Source organism: Candidatus Hydrogenedentota bacterium (genome assembly GCA_013359265.1).
GTDB lineage: Bacteria > Hydrogenedentota > Hydrogenedentia > Hydrogenedentales > SLHB01 > JABWCD01.
Map to the genome: position 1 here is coordinate 17,961 of JABWCD010000037.1, position 17,910 is coordinate 35,870.

Sequence of the window (17,910 nt, forward strand, 5' to 3'; positions counted from 1 at the left end):
GAGCAGAAGCACGAAACAGACGGTGTGCTCAAACTAGAATTGCTCTATTTGGGAGGAACGTGGCGTGACTCGTCAAAGCGATCCAAAGCATCTGCAGACATACCGAGACTTGGTCGTGTGACAGAAATCTATGGACTTGGCAGTTGCGATATACGAGTGCACAAAACGCTTTCCTGCGGACGAGCGATTTGCGCGTACGAGCCAATTACGACGCTCGGCTGCATCTATACCCGCCAACATCGCGGAAGGCTATGCCCGACGAAACCGTGGCGAATACAATCAGTTCCTGTTCATCGCTATGGGTTCACTCGCCGAAACCGAAACCCACCTGATTCTGGCGACGCGCTTAAAGTACATCACGAGAACTGAGGCCGCGCCAATCTGGAAACTCGCCCAAGAAATCGGAAAGATGCTGCACCGCTTCACTGCCGTACTCGACCCTAAACCAAACAAACGGTAACCATCGGGCTGAATCCCCGAACCTTAGGGTCCGGCTGTCTCATAGCCCAAGACCCTATTCCTCTTTCTGCTGAACCCTGGACCCTATACCCTGATCCCTACTCACCCCCTTGACAGAACCACGGCAATGGCGCATACTACTAATAAATTAGTAGCACCCCCGGAGGCCCATCCCCATGACCCGCCCCGCTTCAAAGCATCCCACCGAACTCGAACTCGAGATCCTCAAGATCCTCTGGCGCGAACCCCGTGTACCCGTGCGCCGCGTGCGGGAAGCCCTCTCCGGCGGACGCGACCTTGCCTACACCTCCGTCATGACGATCATGAACATCATGGTCGGAAAGGGGTATCTAAAACGCATCAAATCCGGGACCGGCTACGTCTACGAACCAAAAGTCTCGCGCGAATCCACCACCCGCCGCATGCTGCGCGACACCGTCAACCGCCTGTTCGACGGCTCCGTTAGTGCAGCGGTGGTGCATCTGCTCGACCAGGGCGAACTCAACGACGCCGAGTTGAAAGAAGTGCAAAAGCTCGTGCGCCGCAAGGGGGAGAAAAAGTCATGAACGAAATCGCAATCACCGCGATCGACGTCACCGCCGCGCCCACGATCTGGATGCGTTTAGCCATGGCGTTCGTGCACTCGCTTTGGATCGGCGCGTCCATTGGTGCCGCGGTGTTTCTCATCTTCGTACTGCTCGGTCGCAAACGGACGCATGCCCGATACGCAACACTCCTGCTGGGCCTACTTCTCGTGGCCTCATCGCCAATCGCCGCGTACCTCGTGAACACCCCACGAACCGTTTCCTTGCTGGAACCTGAAGGACCGTACAGGGTGGGGCGAGGCTCTGTCCGAGCCGGTTTGGATCAAAACAGCGTGGAGCAAACGGGCGAGGGGCCGGATAGGGTGGGGCGAGGCTCCGTCCGAGCCGACACTTCGTACACCGCCCCAAACGCCGCCAACGAAAAAAATCGACCCATCGCAGTCGCCATTACGCCGGAACAATCACAGTCCACATTCTCATTCACGCGCGAACACGCCGCCCGCACTTGCGTACTGCTCTATGCCCTCATCGCGTGCGCACTGCTCCTGCGCCTCGCCTTCGGCGTTGCCGGAGGCAGTTGGCTCCGCCGCAGGTCCGAACCCGTCGCCGACGGCGCTATCCTCAGCGCCGTCGCGCGCCACGCCCGCGCCATGGGCCTTCAATTCGCGCCCGCCATCGCCTACTGCGCGCGCGTCGCCGTGCCCACCGTCGTCGGCGTCCTGCGCCCCATGGTTCTCCTGCCGCTCTCCGCCGCCACCGGCATGACTCCCGAACAGGTCGAGTACCTCGTGCTACACGAACTCGCCCACATCCGACGCTACGACCATATCGTGAACCTCGTCCAACGCGTCATCGAAGCGCTTCTGTTTTACCACCCCGTTGTCTGGCTGCTCTCGCGCCAAATCCGCATCGAACGCGAACACTGCTGCGACGACCTCGTCGTCCGCCTCGGCGGCGACGCGCACCACTACGCCGAATCCCTCCTCGCCGCCGCAACCCTCGCGCGAGGCCTCGCGACACGCAACGCCGTCCCCACCCTCAGCGCCACCGGCAAAGCCTCCCACCTCCGTCACCGCATCGCGCGCATCCTCGGCGAACCGGCGCCCGCGGTGCGGCTGCGGCACATGGGCTGGCTACTGGGACTACTTTCGACCAGTCTGCTTATCGGCGGTGCGCAACTATTTGCCGCCAAGGATGAGACTACCATCCCTGAGAGCGCACCTAAACCAAAAGAGACTCAAGAAATACCAGTGATCACGCCAGTGGCTACCGGTCAGGAAGAGAAGCATAGCGCGGAGGGAGCGATTGGCACGATCAAAGCGCGTGTGATCAATGCGGAGGGAAGACCCGCCGAAGTTGTCGAAATGAATCCTTGGGAACTAAACGAAATTTCAAATACGTTCGACAATCAGGCAGGTGGTCGTGATCAATCTGCCTCTCGCAGCGGTGGCGTAGAGACGCCTCCACTACTATTTGAAGGTGAAGACCTTTATGGATCGCGGCTAGTCCAAGACGTGAGAGGGCGAGCTGAAAAGATTGAAGGTGTCCGCGACGTTCGCGTATCACGAGATACGCGAGATGGTGGAGTTATAGTCTTCACACTTCGACTCAAGCCCTGGATAGCGATTGGAGATGTCAGTGCCCAACTCATCAAACTGGACAAAGATACGTTCGGTCTACTCAAGAAGTATTATCCGGACGCCATGAAAAATGCTACCTCCGAAATCGTCGACCCTGTACAGTTCGTTATCAGCCCATATACGGAAGTAGATCGAAAGCAGGACACACCAGCGAGCGCGAGTCCTGACATTGCTTCCCATGACAATGCCCCAGACTACAAGGCACACCAACCGGAGGCAAATCCTGTCGATTCTAAGAATAATGAAAATCTGTCGGTCAACGAAGAAGTCGCATCCGGCGAGCAGCGCGCGGACGAACCGCCACCAGCAACGTCTTTTCTCGGAATTCCGCTGAGCTTGTCTCCCGAGCAAGCCGAACTTGCGCGTCAATTGCAGGACAAGGACTGGTGGCTGCGCAAACTCGCGATTCAGCAACTCGCGGAAACCAAAGCCCCAAGCGCTTGGCAACTCATCGTCCCGTTGCTTAAAGACGAAGACAAACGCGTCCGATCTGCAGCCGCCGAAGTGCTAGGAAATCTCAAAGAACCCAAATCGATCAAACACCTCGTCGCCGCGTTAAAAGAAGATCGCGAAACCGCCGACGTTGCGGCGAAAGCGCTGGCCCACTTCGATCCGGAGCAAGTCATGCCGATCTTGCAGCTCGCCGCCGCGGATGAAGACTGGGGCGTTCAGCGAGGTGCCATTAAAGCCCTTGTCTTCTTAAAGCATCCCGAAGTGATAGACGTCATTATCGGCGTGCTCGGCAAGATTCCCTTGGTCGACTCTGGAAAACGCGGACTTCCGGACCACCAACTTCCATGGGAAGTGATGACTTCGGACTATTCAAACGCGGATTTGATGCAGGCATTCGTAGCACTCGAGACCAATTCGTTTCAGCAACTCATTGCCCGCGCCATGGCCGACGACAACTGGCGAGTTCGCGCAGGTCTGACAAAGGTCTTGGCCATACCCCAGTTCCGCAACAACCCAATTGGAAGAATCACCGCGGAAATGTCGGCGCTGTTAAACCGAACGGAGGTTGTTCAAGCACAGGTCAACGCCATGCGCGATGCGCAAAAAGACGTGCGGGCATGGGCCGCCGCGGGGCTGGCAATCGGACTCGATTCGCTCCCTGACAACTCCGACGCGACCGTATCGAGAACAACCGCGCTGATTGCGGGCATGCGTGACCAGAATATGTTCATCCGGAGAATATGCGGACGCCCACTGCTCCGTGCCTCTGAAAAACGCAAGTGGCAGCCGTCCAACGACGAGGAAAAGATTGCGCTCCGCATTGCAGTAGGCCGCAATTCGGGATGGGAGGCGATAGGACCTAAAGCAATACCTGCACTGGTAGCGGCCATGAACCTTGACAGGACGTTGCCGTTTACCGACGTGGCGGAATCGCCCGCCAGTCTAAATTTCATCGCGTCTGCACTGTCGCAGATTGGCGGCTTAGACGTCGTCGAACCACTTGTGACTCTGCTCGACACCGTAGGCTCCGACACGGTCATAAGCATTTGCGAGGCGCTGGGCAACATCGGTGATCCGCGCGCGGTCGAGCCGTTGATCCGCATTGCCGCCAATATTCAGGCTGGGAGCCAAACAAGTGCCATAAGGGCGCTTGGAAAGCTGAAGGAAAAACGCGCCTACAACGTGCTCGTCAGTTCGCTGCAAAGTTCGAGCTACGAGGTGCGCGTGGCCGCGGCCGGCGCACTCGGCGAAATCGGCGACCCGCGCGCCGTCCCTATTCTGGTCAGCGTATTGGAAAAAGGGATCGATCCACACACGCAAATCAGCGCGGTCAATAGTCTGGGCGACCTGAAAGACCCCGCTGCCGTGCCGGTGTTGGAGGAAACGCTGAAAAATCAGGCGACGGAGACACCCGCACGTGAGGAAGCGGCACGAGCGCTCGGTAAGATCGGCGGCGCACAAGCGAGTGATGCGCTCGTAGCTGCGCTTCGCACCGATCCCCAAAGGGAAGTGCGCTTGGCCGTTGCCGAGGCCTTGGGCGAAATCAACGATCCCGCTGCGATTGGCCCACTCTCGGATGCATTACAGTTTGACGAAGGCAGCGTCCAAACTGCAGCCGCCACGTCAATTGTCCAAATAGGTACGCCTGACGCTTTTGACGCTCTACGAGGCGTATACGTCAAGTCGGCCCAACAATCTGCTATCGGCGAAAACACCGCTTGGGCACGAATCGTTCTTGCACTGTGCAAAATCCATTCACCCGCCGCATTGGACATGTTGTACGGACTACTGCGCGACGACAAAATATACATGGCAAAGTTGCAGTTACGCGCAGCCCTCACCCTGGCCGAGAATAAAGATCCACGTGCAAAGGAGTTTCTGGATAAACTTCGGGGAATTCCGGAAACTCGCATCGATTCCGAGCGCGCGCTGACCGAACTACAGGAACAACCATCCGAGGCGCAAGCGTCCGACGCTCCAGCTACGCCTTCACCCGCTGAATCAGCCTTACCCGAAGCAGTACCCGGCGCTGAAACAAATACCACCGCGCCGCTCCTCCAGTTCCGCCTCGTCCTCGAAGGCGCGGACGCGGAAGGCAAACCGCGCACCCCCGCGCCGACGAAGAACGATCCTGATGCGACAATGGCGCTGGCGGACGACATCTGGCTGACGGAAGCTGACATGACCGACGCCGCAGTGCGTGTCGACGATCAGACAGGCGAGCCTTGCATTGCCTTCGGCATCAAACCGGAGGCCGGGGAAAAACTCTACGAACGCACCAGCGGCGCCAAAGGCAGGAAAATGGCCATCGTCTACAAGGGCGTCGTCCTCAGCGCGCCAATCATCAATGACGGCATCAGCACATCCGGAATAATTACCGGCGACATTTCTTTGGACGAAATTGCTGCGGCCATCAACAAGGCCGCGGGCGTAGCCCGGTGAAACCCCACCCGAACCGACTTCCAACTCCGACGCCAACGGCGCCGAACCCTTACCCGAGCGATTTATTTACGATAGCGCGGCAATTCCGCTGTCCGAAAGTGAAAGAAACGAACTAAAGCAAAGAGGTAAGCTGAAGGAAGTATCGGACGAATGAATAATTGGTCATGGATAGGCGCATTCCAGCCACGACCTTGGTTCTCGTTGCCAAGCTCTCGCATTCCAGACACGACCTTCGTTCTCGTTACCCAGCACTCGCATTCCAGACACGACCTTCGTTCTCGTTACCAAGCTCTGCGTGGCAACGCAGCCTTGAAAAGCTCTACTTTGATTCTTGGTAAAGGTCAACGCTCGTCTATCTGGAATTCTCCGGACTGGCCGACGGCTCCTGCGCACTGTCGCCGACGGTGTCTTTACCGCCGCGCCGGCGCGCGATGGCATTGCGGAGGATGTACTCGATCTGTCCGTTGACGCTGCGCAGTTCGTCGGCGGCCCAGGCTTGGAGTTCGTTCCACAGGGCCGGATCGATGCGCAACAGAAATTCTTTTTTCGCCGCCATCGGTCTGGAGTCCGTTAGTGCAGTCTCAATACGCGACTACATCCCCCTGAATCCCCCTTCAAAGGGGGACTTACAGAATTGCAGTTGGACGTCGTTGGCACTGAATTCAGTCCCCCTTTGAAGGGGGCCATCGGCCTCTCCTTAGCTCCCCCTTTGAAGGGGGCCATGGGCCTCTTCTTAAGTCCCCCTTTGAAGGGGGATTTAGGGGGATGTGGATTGACGTTCGCCATGACTTCCCTGGTATCCGAATCTACTTGTTGTCCCAAACGCACCAATGCCGTCAGTGATACAACGTCCCGGCGTTGACGATGGGTTCGACGTCGTGTTCCGCGCAGAGGACGACGAGAAGATTTCCGACCATGGCCGCCTTGCGTTCTTCGTCGAGCTGGACGATGTTTTGCTGGTCGAGTTCGGTGAGGGCCATCTGCACCATGCTGACCGCGCCGTGCACGATCTTCTGGCGTGCGGCGATGATCGCCTCGGCCTGTTGCCGGCGGAGCATCGCATTCGCGATTTCCGGCGCGTACGCGAGGTGCGTGAGGCGCGCTTCGTCGACCTCCACGCCGGCCTTGTTCAACCGCTCCTGAAGCTCGCGCTGCAGCGCCGCGCTCACGACGTCCTTGCTGTCGCGCAACGTCGTCTCCTCGGCGGGGCTGTCGCCCGAATGATCGTAGGGATAGCAGTTCGCAAGGTGCCGCAGCCCCGTCTCGCTCTGCACCTTCACGTAGTTCTCGTAGTCGTCCACGTCGAAGATCGCCTGCGCGGTGTCGCGCACGCGCCATACGATGACCGCCGCGATTTCGATGGGGTTGCCGCGCTGATCGTTCACCTTGAGCCGTTGCGTCTCGAAGTTCCGCGCGCGCAGCGAAACGACATAACGGTTCGGCTTCGAGACTACCTGCGCCTGGCCGGAGTGCTTCTCGCTGGGCACGGTCGTGACGCCGCCGCGCTTCACGCTGAAGGGGTTAGTCCAATGAAACCCTTCCGCGCGGACCGTTCCGCGGTATTCGCCAAATAGCACCAACACCCGGGCCTCGTTCGGCTGGAGCGCGAAGAACCCGAGCGACACGACGAGGTTCGCAGCGAACAGCAGCACCGCGATCACCACCAGCGGCGCGGACCCCGCCATGATCCCCCCAACGAACGCCGCCGGAATGACCACTATCCAAATCAACAATGCGAGGGGCAGCATGCCCCAACCGCTCTGCACGGTACGCAACCGTTCCTGAGTCATGACACAACCCTCCTGCGAGTCCATACGCGCCTTCGCGTCAACCCACGTTATCAGAATGATATCATATCAATATCGCATCCGCAAGCCCCCTGCCGGCCCTTCTTGGCCTTCGACAAGTAGCGCACTGGCTTACCGCCCATATATCTGTTGCAACCGTGTTTCGCCCGTTCACCGTATCAAGTCGGTGCCCAACAACAGTTCCTGCCCCACCACCTTTTGCCACTGCCGCCGACTCTGTGATCTTTGCACGTCCCGTTCGATGCTTTGATTTTTTCACAGTTTTTGCATTTGTTAGTTAATTATGTCAATCAAATAGAGGTCGTTTCGCATGCGGATTCAACTATCAAGTGCACGGCATGCTTCCCTGAAGACTTCTCGGGGAGTTCGGTAGTTGTGTTTCTTTCTTGGACGGTCGTTAAGGCGTTGCAGGATTTCGTCGAGCTGCAAAATGCCGCCATGCCGTCCGAACTGTCCGCGCGACTTGCACGACTCAAATTCGATCGCGTGAATCCGTGCCCGTATCTCGAACCGCCGCGCCGAGAAAACCGTGCGAAACCAGGCACCCGATAGACCCAACAGACCCGACAGACCCGGCAGACCCGATAGACCCGACTCCCGTTCCCTCCGGAACCCGGTACCCGAATCCCGCCGTAATCTGGTGGTGGCTACGCCGCACCGAGTGGTTGGTGGTCGAGCATTCCGCGGCCCGCAGTGCAACGCCGTGGGCTAAGTAGTAGGCGTATTTGGAGGACCGGAAGCGGGACTACTTCTGCGCGCCCATGTGCTTGATCGAGTCGAGGCGCGGGATGCTGTAGGTCCCCATCATCATTTGGTCGAAGATGCTTTGGTCGGTGCAGAATTTCTGCGCATTTTCGAGCGTGATTTTTCCGTCCTTGTGCATGGCGTGAAGGTAGCGCTCGAATATCCACGAACGGGACGTGGTCTGCTGCATGCCGATGCGAACGCCGTCGCTGTCCCCTTCGAGGATCGAGTCGTTGATGGCTTTGATGTCGTTAAACAGGACTTCGATGGTGGGCAGGCGCCCGCCCCCGATCTTGGGCACGAGCCGCTGGCAGATGACGCAGCGCAGGCAGTCGCGGATTTGCAGCTTCACCAGGTCGCGTTCGACGGGATCGAAGAAGCTGACGATGCGGTTCACGACCTCGTACGCGGTGTTCGAGTGAAGCGTGCTGATCACGAGGTGGCCGGTGGCGGCTGCGTTGATCGCGGACCGGATGGTGTCGGGGTCGCGCATTTCGCCGATGACGATGACATCCGGATCGTGGCGCAGCGCGCCTGTGACCGCAAGGCCGAATGTCGCGACGTCGATGCCGAGGCCGCGCTGGGAAATGAGCGCCATCTTGTTGTGGTGGACGTATTCGACCGGGTTTTCGATCGTCAGAATGTGCGACGTGTGGTGCGCATTGATGTAATCGACAAGCGCCGCCACGGTGGTCGATTTGCCGGAGCCGGTCATGCCGACGAGCAGTACGAGGCCGTGGTGCAGTTCGGCAAGCTGCGTCATCAACTCGACGGGCACGTGCAGTTCCTCGAACGACGGGATTTTTTCCGGCAGATAGCGGAAGGTGAGGTGCGGCGCGCCCGACGTGACGAAACACGACACGCGCGAATAGCCAAGGCCCGCCTGGTGAAAGTTGAAGCTGGCCTGCTTCGTCTCCTGGAATTCCTTCCAGTCCTTCTCCGCCGCGATCTCGTGGATGAGCGCGAGAATCTGCGGCGCGGACAATACGCCGAAGATTTCCGACGGCGCGATTTCGCCGTCCACGCGAAACATGGCCTGCTCGCCGGGGCTCAGGTGTACGTCGCTCGCCTTGTACTCGACGAGCGCCTTGAACAGCAGTTCCGAGCTGATATGGTCGACGCGGTAGTTCTCGCCGCGAATGTGCCACACCTCCGGGAACTGCAACATGCCGGAGTACGTATCGAGGGCTTCGTAGCCGCGTTTCGGGTTCGTCGCGTGTTGTCCGGGAAAGCGGAGGAGGTGCCACCCGTCGTCCACCACGAGTTCGCAGTCCGGCGAGAAGTCCTTGGCGATCTTTTCCATGCACTCAAGCGCATGGCCTTTGGCGTGCGCGCGGAGCACAAAATGCTTCCAGGGACCGGTGTATTCGGTCCGGTCGGCGACAATCTCGACGGCGTTCGACCGCAACGTTATCTTGCGCGGCTGACCTTCCTTTTCGACAACTTCTCTCTCGGCAATATCGACGATGTCGCGGATGCTTTTTTGGTGTCCTACGCCCAGAATCCAGTCGGCCATATTGGGACTCCCCTGCACCGCCGGCGCGGCGCCCCCATGAGCATAGGCACGCGAACAACCCCCGTCAATTCGGCGCGCCCGATTGGTTTAGGACCGCTACTTGGTATAGATGACGACCTCGTCCCCGATGTGCAGGATGTGGTCCTTCTCCCACGCGTTCCACGCGAACACGTCGCTGACCTTGACGCCGTAACGCCTGGCGATCGAGGCCGGGCTTTGCCCCTCGGTGACTTTATGGATCGTCTTGTTGCCTTCGGGTTTCGATGCGGCCGGTGGCGGACCGGATGCCTGCTTCGCGGGGACCTTCGGCGTTGACACGATCAGCTTCTGGCCAATATGGATGAGGGCCTTGTCGCCGAGGTCGTTCCACGCCACGAGTTCGGACACCTTCACGCCGTAGCGCCCCGCAATCGACGAAAGCGTCTGGCCTTTCTCGACCGTGTGCATCTTGACGCCAACCGCCTTTTCCGTGTCAGCCTTTGGCGTTGGTTGCGCAACCGCGACCTCGGTTTTCGTATCCGGCGCCGCTGTGCTGCCGCGGACTTTGAGCTTTTGGCCGACCTTGATGGGCGCGTCGGCCTCGAGTCCGTTTGCGTTGCGAAGTTCGCTCAGTTTCATCTTGTGCTTCGCGGCAATTCCGGAGAGCGTGTCACCCGAAACGACGGTGTAAACGCCATCGAGCTCGACTGTCTTCGCCGCGGGCTTGGGTTCCTCCGATGGCGGATCGGCCATCGTCGTTCCCGTCGCGGACTTTTCCGGGACCGGCGCCGCGCCCGAGCTGGCGCGCGCTATGATCAATTTGTCACCGATCTGTATCGTCGACGACGTGAGATTATTGGAGTCCTTGATATCGCTGACACGAACGTCGTACTTCCGCGCGATGACCCCCAGCGTCTCGCCCTTGGCGACCACGTGCGTGGCCGGCTCCGTACGCGGCGCCGGCGGTTCGCTTTCGGTGGTGGCGGCGCCGGTCCCCGGAATCGACAGTTCCTGATTCACGTGGATGCGCGCGTGCTTGTCGAGTTTGTTTGCCGCTTGCAGCGCATCGAGCGAAACGCCGTTGTCCATCGCGATCTTGTAGAGCGTGTCGCCCTTCTTCACGCGATACGTCCGCGGCGGCGCCTGCTTCGGCGCGGGCTCGTCGGGCTTCGGCGCGGGCGCCGCGTCCGGAGCGGCCGGCGGCGGAGCGGAATCGGCAGCGTCGTCCGAGTGGCCGTCGGTGGGAATCAACAGTTTCTTGCCCGCGGGAATGCGGCTCGCAATGCGAATCTTGTTCGCCGCCACGATGTCCTTCTGCTCGACGCCGTATTTCCGGGCAATCTGCGCGATTGTCTCGCCCTTCTTCACGACATGGAACGTGCGGCCCTCGACGGCAGCTACGCTCTGTTTGGGTTGTTTCACAAGCGTCGCGAGGGCCACGGTGACCGTTTCGTTGTGCACGGCCGGAACGACGATCGTGTACTCGCCCGGCGGCGTGACGCCACGGACGAGAGCGGGGTTCAATTGCTTCAGTGTGCCCGCGTGCAGTCCGGCCGCGCGCTCGAGCGAGGCGAGGCTGTACGAGCCATTCACGGTGACGCGCGTCGTGGCTTCACGCTGCACGGGATTGCTCTTGAACCCATACATCGCAGGGCTGGACGCAACCACCGTGTAGGCGACCAGCTTGGGGAAGAACTTCTTGGTCTCCTCAGGCATGTGATCAGACGCCGGCGGCGTTTCCATGAGACGCCAGATATCGCGTTCGCCGCCGTTCATGGCGACCATGCGCGAGATGCCGCCTTCGCCCATGTTGTACGACGCGACCGCGAGCGGCCACGCGCCGTTGTGAAAGTCGTACAAGTCGCCCAGATAGGCGACCGCGGCGCGCGTGGCCTTCTCCCAATCCCTACGCTCGTCGACGTACTGGTCTATCCGCAGGCCGTACCGGCGGCCCGTGCTCGGCATGAACTGCCACATGCCCGTCGCGCCCACGCGCGAAACGACCGTGGGCTGAAACAGACTCTCGACCATCGCAAGCCAGACCAGATCTTTCGGAAGCCCGGCGGCCGCCAATTGCTGTTCGATAAAGGGCCGGTATTGCCAACTGCGATCAAGGCCGGCCTGGAAGTTTTTCGGGTACCGGCGTTTGATGTCCTCGATCTCCGCAATGACGCGCTGTTGCGCAATGACGTTGCCGATGAAAAGCTCGCCGCGCCCGGTGCGGTTGGCGAGTTCCTTGTTGAACTCCGGGTGATCGCGCTCAAACAGGTCGGCCGATTCAGGGTTCGAACTGAGAATGCGCTCGAACTCGTCCCGAAGCCCGCTGAATACCGCCGGATTCAGGTCCGCGTCGCTCATGTACTGCAACATGCGGCTGTAATGGAGCAAAGCGGCTTTTTGGTCCCCGAGGCGCTGGGCCTCGTTGCCCTTGGCCCATTCCTCGTTTGCCGCGCGCAACAGGTCGGATGCGTTTTTCGCGGTGGCGGGGCCGAGTTCCTGGGAGCCAACCTTCGCGGTCGGCACCGGGCTGAATTGGTGGACTTTGTTTTGGGTGGTGGAACACCCCGATGCGAGGGCGAGCGCTACAAGAAGGCCCCCGCAGGAAATCCTGCGCGTGTAGAAAGACACTGGGCAGCGGTCTCCTGTCGTTGTCGATTGCTCCAAAGACTGGGGAGAGGTCACCCCGTTCCCAGCGTAGTGTATGTATCTACGTCTAGCGTGTCAAGCGAAAGGCAGTACTATATCTGGGGTTAGAACCGATGCCCGAATCCGTCAGCCGCCGAACCCCGTCCCGGCTATCTCGGCGCCTTAATACGATAGATGTTGGATACGGTTTCACTCACCTTGTGGGTGTAGTAGATGTAGCCCCCGATACTCCAGCACGGTTGGGTCTCGTCGGCGCTATCAAAGGTGAGCTGCCGCTGGTTGCCGCCGTCGGAGTCCATCACCCAAATGTCGTAGTTCCCGGTGCGTTTGGACGCGAACACGATGCGCCGGCCGTCAGGGGAGTAGAACGGATCGGTGTCGTCCTTGTCGTCCGTTGTGAGCTGGGTCTGCGAAGAGCCTTCCCTCGTCATCGTCCAGATGTCGTCGTTTTTCGTCCGGTGCGACACGAAGGCAATGCGCGAACCGTTCGGCGAAAACCGGGGCTGGTCGCCTTCGGCAAGGACCACCGCGTTCGTCGACGCCGGGAGGGAATCCGAGAGCACCACCTGCATCTTGCGATTAATGACGCTTTTCGTGGCGGCGCGCGCGTAGAGCAGCCCGCGGCGGTCGCTCGGGTAGCTGGGGTACTCCTCGAGCAACGGCGAGTCGGTGAGTTGCAGGAAACCCGACGACCCGTCGTGGCTGGTTTCATAGATATCGCTCTTACCCGTCCGGTCCGATCCGAAGACGACCTTCTTGCCGTCCGCCGACCAATTTGGGTACCGGTCGTCCTTATCGCTCTGGGTAAGCTGCAGGGTGCCGGCGGTTTTGTAACTGAACACGAAGATGTTGAAGTGCCCGGTGCGATTGCTCGCGAACGCAAGCGAGTTGCCGTCCGGCGAGATCATGGGGTCGACGTCGCGTTGGGACCCGGTCGTAATCTGGGTCCGGTCTTCCTGGGAGAGCGCACTGGTGGTTATGAGCGCGAAACAGGCCAAAAGCCGAAGCGTACGCATATTCAGCCCTTTCATTCGGTTCGATCACGGATGCACCGCCACTACCGTAGCGAAGGAGTCGAGCCGCCGTCAACACGCTGCGCGCAATGAGCATTCGCGGATTATTCGCCAAAAATGCCACTTTCGTTTATCCGTCAGTGTGGAATCTGACCGTGAGGAGGTGCGACACCATTGCAGGTAGTCAAAACGAGAAGACCTCGTCTTGCTCCCTAACTTCCTCGCTTCCTGACTACTTCGCTACCTATGGTCCTTGTCGCGAAGGACGGGGTAGAGGCGCCATTCGGTTTGCGGGCCGAAGCGAAATCCTTTGTGGCCGGCATGGAGGGACTTGTCGCCGTAGACCGCGCGGGTGACGCCGGCGAAACCAAAGGTGCAGACTGTGGCCGTGGCAAGGCCGGCGAGGAGTGTGCGGCGGAGGAGGCGTGGGAAGGTTTGGGTAGCGTGCGGCTCGGACGTTTGCTGGGGCGAATCGTCCCACCCGCGCGGCTCGGACGGAGCCTCGCCCCACCCGGTAAGTTTTGTGCGTGGAAGGACAGCGATGAGGAATGTAACGATGACGGCGTTGAGGAAGATGACCCCTTCGGTGCCGAGGCGTTGTTCGTGGAATGCGGCCTGCGCCTTGGTCTGGTTGAAGGCCACGACGATCCACACGAAGACGATATAGAGCAGTTGGGCTTTGCCGAGCCAGCTTTCGGGTACGAGCGGGATGCGCCGCCGCAGGTGAACGACAAGCAGCGCGATCACGCAGAGCGCGTAGAGCGCGAAGAAGAAATTGAACCAGGTCCGGCTGGAGAATTCGAGGCCCTCGAACAGCGGCGCCTTCATCCGCATCGGCACTTCGACGAATCCGCCGGCGCGCTCCTTCGTGTATTCGGCGACGAGCTTGATCATGCTGAGGTACGTGATGCCGCACAGCACAAACGCGACGGAGAAGACTTCCGTCCACCGGCGCGTGCGCGGTTCGTTTTGCACCGGCGCGACGCGCGTCGCGAGCATGGCGACGGCGACGGCGACGCCGATCCCGTAAATAATGCCCGCGCCCTGTTCGATGGCAATGCTGTGCCAGTTGGCCTGTTGCCAGTGTTCCCACGATTTGACGATTGGCGCGGCGGCCTCCGGCGGCAAATCGGATAGGCGGTTCGCATTGCCCGGCGCCATGAGCATGAGTTTGATGAGTTGCGTGAATGCGATGCCGAACCCGCCAATGATGCCGGTGACGAGCGAGCCGACGATGACGGGCGTGCGGCCATTGCGGTACATGTACACTGCCATGCCGAGCCACACGCCGGCGACGCCGGCCCAGTTGTCGTTGCGCGGCGGCGTCATACGGACGCCGAGCAGTACGGGAAACACGAGGAACACGACGAGCCAGCCAACGGCCATGTGCACGAGCAGCGACGCACCGGATCGCCATTGGCCGGACTTCGCGAAGTAGATGCCCGCGCCGATGAGCAGGCCGATGACCACGCCCGCGTATGCGCCCTCTCCGAACACCGTGGGCCAGTTGGTGACCATGTTCGCGGGATCGAAGGGCTGGTTGGTTTCCGGGTTCGTGATCGACAGGTCGCCCTGGAAACGAACGATGCTCGGAAGGACCATCGCGAGAATTGCGGTTTTTGCCAATGCGAGTTGCACTAACCACCCGGCTATTGCCCCCGCACCCGCGAGCGTCGCGAGCAGCCACGCCTTCGCGAAGCGCCGGTCCCACAGATCGAACGCGCAAAGCGCCACGAGCGCGACGAAGGCCTGAACCCAATCCGTGTCGAGCCAGTAGAAGGGATCGTTCTGGCGCAACTCGCGTTCGATGCCGCGCTCGACGAGTTCCTGGACCTCGAGCCCGAACGAACCCATGATCGCGACCCAACCGAAGTAGATGAACAGCGCCCACGCCGCAAGCACCCAGCACAACGGTTTGAACAGTTGCGTAATGCGATCGCGGTCCTCGACGGCCGCGTACGACGTGCCCGCGCCGCCCATCGCCGCCCACAGGAACCCGCCCGCGAACAGGCCGAAGAACCCGTACATCTGCGAAGGCCAGTGTCCGCTCTCCGTGTAGCTGACGACCTTCATGTACGACATCGATCCGCCGAACGCCCAACCGAGCGCGCCGAAGAACGCAAAGTAGGGCGCGCGCGCGAGCCAGTCCTCGCGCCCGGACAAGATGCACGCCGCCATCGCCGCCATTACGCCCGGCAGCATCGCGCCGTATTCGTGCCCGAAGTTGCCGCGCACGCCCCAGCCGATCGACAGGCTCAGCGCGACGGCAATCAGCGTGGACGCACGCCAACTGGGCGAGCGATCAATCTGTTGGTGCAATCGGGTCCCACTCCATGACCATGACCTCCGCTTCCGGCGCGGGACGGTAGAACAACTTAATTCGTATCCCCAACACGTGTGCGAGGGTCGCCAGGGCGTCGAGGCTTGACTGCGGCGGGAGTCCTCCATTGTCCCAACCGCCGACATGCATCATCTCGATATAGGGCTGTTCCCAGATGTTGAGCCCGCCGCGCGTAACGTCGACTCCAAGTTTCACGAAGGCTTTCGAGAGAGCGCAGGGCGTGGACGGATGCAGCCACGACAGCAGCGCAAATTGACTTTCAGCTTGCATGGCGGAGACGAAGTTCACGTCGGGTCTGTGACAAAAGCCGCGGGAAAATTCGGCATAGAGGGAATCCGCATCGTCGGCAGCAGATTTCCCCGTCTTGGGACGAGCGCCGAATATCCGCGACCATAGTTCCATGGGTAACGTCATTTACCTCGCACGATGCGTAATGCGACGCCATACATTGTGAGTGCGGACTCAAACATACTGGAATGCGGTCTCCCCGTTCGAATTCTGTGCAGGAACGACGTTGTCTTGTGCGAGCTTGCAAAGCCCGCAAAGTCAACCGGTATGGCGATGAGGACCGCTTGCCACCATACGTGAGGTGCCTGTGATGCCGCGAAGTAAACCTGTAACTTGAACCCATTGCGCATTGTTGATGGCATTTACCTTTGGGAGGGCGGACTCAACGCAGTAACCAGGACAAAGTGCTTTCGGCCAGCGCCGCCATCACGCCCATCAGCATCGCCCCGTATTCGTGCCCGAAATTCCCGCGCACGCTCCAGCCGATCGACAGGCTCAGCGCCACCACGAGCACCGTGGACGCGCGCCAACTGGGTGGCTTTGACATTGGGTGGCTCCTCGCGACGCGGTAAGCGCCGCCGCGTGTTATAGCCGTCGAATTCAATCCGTTCAAACCCAAGCGACGCAATGGGCGAGTTAGTCTTTGTGGTGCACTGGAGCGCGTCTGCTACATTGCCAATTCGAGACTGCCGTGACGCGGTCGATTTACGCCGTTGACTCGCCAATCGGAAGTTTACAGAATGACGGTCCACCCTGTGGAAAAACTTGAAAAGGATTGGACGCTATGATCTCGATAGTTGTCGCAATGACGTTTTTTGCCGAACTCCCCGGCGAGCCGATGTTGCGCGCGGATGACGCGCAGCACGTGAAGGTGTATTACGAGAAGGGGCGGTTTGGCGGGTGGCCGGCGAACCACGGGATGTGGATTTGGGGCGACGAGATTCTCGTCGGGTACGGGCGCGGGTACTACAAAGACCTCGGCGCGACGCGGCACCATATCGATCGCGAGAAGCCCGAGGAACATTGGCTCGCGCGCAGCGTCGATGGCGGCGTGACGTGGACGCATGAGCACCCCGCCGAGAAGGGGTTTCTCATCCCGCGCGGCAACGCCTTGCACGGCACGGAAACGCCGGGTCTGAAAATTCCGGCGCTGATGGAATTGAAGGACCCGATCGACTTCACGCATCCCGATTTCGCGATGACGCTGCGAATGGAAAGCATCAACTCGGGCAACTCGCGGTTCGAGTACTCCTACGATCGCGGCAAGACATGGAGCGGGCCGTACAAGCTGCCAAACTTCGGAGCGCCCGGCACCGCCGCGCGCACGGACTATATCGTGAACGGCAAGCGCGACGCGCACATCTTCCTGACCGTTTCAAAGGAGAACAAACGCGAAGGCCGCGTCATCTGCGCGCGCACGACGGACGGCGGCGTGACATGGGAAAAAGTAGGGGACATCGGGCCGGAACCGGACGGGTTTGCGATCATGCCGTCAACGCTGCGCATTTCGGATAACGAATTACTGACAACGCTGCGCCGGCGCAACGGCACGTTCCGCTGGATGACGCAGTGGCGCAGTGCGGACAACGGCAGGACGTGGACGCAGGAGAAGGACCCCGTCGAATACCTGGGCGAGGGCAATCCGCCGATGCTGAACAAGCTATCGGACGGGCGCCTATGCCTCACGTACGGATTCCGCGCGTATCCCTACAGCATCCGCGCGCGGTTGAGCAGCGACAATGGAAAGACTTGGGGCCCGCAAATCGTCTTGCGCGAAGACGGCACGGACCGCGATATCGGCTACGTGCGCAGCGTCGTGCGCCCCGACGGCAAACTCGTGACGACCTACTACATCAGCGACGAGGAAACCGGTCCCGAACGTTACATCGGCGCGACAATCTGGGACCCGAACAAGCTATCGGAAATTACAAGCGGCGACGTAAGCCGGCAGGCCGGTTTCTAGCATCGTTCGCGGTGGCGCCGTAATTCACGTCGCCGTGGCGACGGGATTCCTCTCCCGCCGCGCCGCACAGGTC

12 protein-coding genes are annotated in these 17,910 nt (G+C 60.3%); 4 read left to right on the forward strand and 8 right to left on the reverse strand.

What is annotated here, in order from left to right; genetic code table 11:
* The first annotated feature begins 130 nt into the window (after positions 1 to 130).
* The 3 genes from HUU46_23875 (at position 131) to HUU46_23885 (ending at position 5,539) form a co-directional block, all read left to right on the forward strand.
* Complete coding sequence (locus HUU46_23875; protein NUM56678.1) at positions 131 to 460, forward strand: four helix bundle protein; 330 nt, start codon at positions 131 to 133, stop codon at positions 458 to 460.
* A 175-nt stretch (positions 461 to 635) separates the two neighbouring features.
* Positions 636 to 1,025 carry a BlaI/MecI/CopY family transcriptional regulator gene (locus tag HUU46_23880; GenBank protein NUM56679.1) on the forward strand — a complete coding sequence of 130 codons (390 nt, stop codon included), beginning with the start codon at positions 636 to 638 and terminating at the stop codon, positions 1,023 to 1,025.
* Positions 1,022 to 5,539 carry a HEAT repeat domain-containing protein gene (locus HUU46_23885; GenBank protein ID NUM56680.1) on the forward strand — a complete coding sequence of 1,506 codons (4,518 nt, stop codon included), beginning with the start codon at positions 1,022 to 1,024 and terminating at the stop codon, positions 5,537 to 5,539. Before HUU46_23880 ends, HUU46_23885 begins: the two co-directional genes overlap by 4 nt.
* 352 nt (positions 5,540 to 5,891) lie before the next feature.
* Here the strand turns inward: HUU46_23885 and HUU46_23890 are convergent, their stop codons facing one another.
* The 8 genes from HUU46_23890 to HUU46_23925 all read right to left on the reverse strand — a co-directional run bounded on the left by HUU46_23890 (position 5,892) and on the right by HUU46_23925 (position 16,421).
* Positions 5,892 to 6,095, reverse strand: a complete 204-nt coding sequence (locus tag HUU46_23890) for an Arc family DNA binding domain-containing protein (protein ID NUM56681.1) — start codon at positions 6,093 to 6,095, stop codon at positions 5,892 to 5,894.
* Positions 6,096 to 6,375: 280 nt separating this feature from the next.
* Positions 6,376 to 7,329 (reverse strand): SPFH domain-containing protein, encoded by a 954-nt coding sequence (locus tag HUU46_23895; GenBank protein NUM56682.1) that lies wholly within the window; start codon positions 7,327 to 7,329, stop codon positions 6,376 to 6,378.
* Between the two features lie 763 nt (positions 7,330 to 8,092).
* Positions 8,093 to 9,607 (reverse strand): PilT/PilU family type 4a pilus ATPase, encoded by a 1,515-nt coding sequence (locus HUU46_23900; GenBank protein NUM56683.1) that lies wholly within the window; start codon positions 9,605 to 9,607, stop codon positions 8,093 to 8,095.
* A gap of 96 nt (positions 9,608 to 9,703) precedes the next feature.
* The gene (locus tag HUU46_23905; GenBank protein ID NUM56684.1) at positions 9,704 to 12,214 is read right to left on the reverse strand and encodes a LysM peptidoglycan-binding domain-containing protein; all 2,511 of its coding nucleotides are present in this window, start codon (positions 12,212 to 12,214) and stop codon (positions 9,704 to 9,706) included.
* A gap of 167 nt (positions 12,215 to 12,381) precedes the next feature.
* Positions 12,382 to 13,248, reverse strand: a complete 867-nt coding sequence (locus HUU46_23910; GenBank protein ID NUM56685.1) for a PD40 domain-containing protein — start codon at positions 13,246 to 13,248, stop codon at positions 12,382 to 12,384.
* 237 nt (positions 13,249 to 13,485) lie between these two features.
* A complete protein-coding gene (locus HUU46_23915; protein NUM56686.1) occupies positions 13,486 to 15,564 on the reverse strand; it encodes a hypothetical protein in 2,079 nt (692 codons plus the stop codon).
* Positions 15,548 to 15,781, reverse strand: a complete 234-nt coding sequence (locus tag HUU46_23920; protein ID NUM56687.1) for a hypothetical protein — start codon at positions 15,779 to 15,781, stop codon at positions 15,548 to 15,550. Before HUU46_23920 ends, HUU46_23915 begins: the two co-directional genes overlap by 17 nt.
* 475 nt (positions 15,782 to 16,256) lie before the next feature.
* The gene (locus tag HUU46_23925) at positions 16,257 to 16,421 is read right to left on the reverse strand and encodes a hypothetical protein (GenBank protein NUM56688.1); all 165 of its coding nucleotides are present in this window, start codon (positions 16,419 to 16,421) and stop codon (positions 16,257 to 16,259) included.
* Positions 16,422 to 16,658: 237 nt separating this feature from the next.
* On the opposite strand from HUU46_23925, the gene HUU46_23930 reads away from it, so the two are divergent.
* The gene (locus tag HUU46_23930; protein NUM56689.1) at positions 16,659 to 17,837 is read left to right on the forward strand and encodes an exo-alpha-sialidase; all 1,179 of its coding nucleotides are present in this window, start codon (positions 16,659 to 16,661) and stop codon (positions 17,835 to 17,837) included.
* The last annotated feature ends 73 nt before the right edge of the window (positions 17,838 to 17,910 follow it).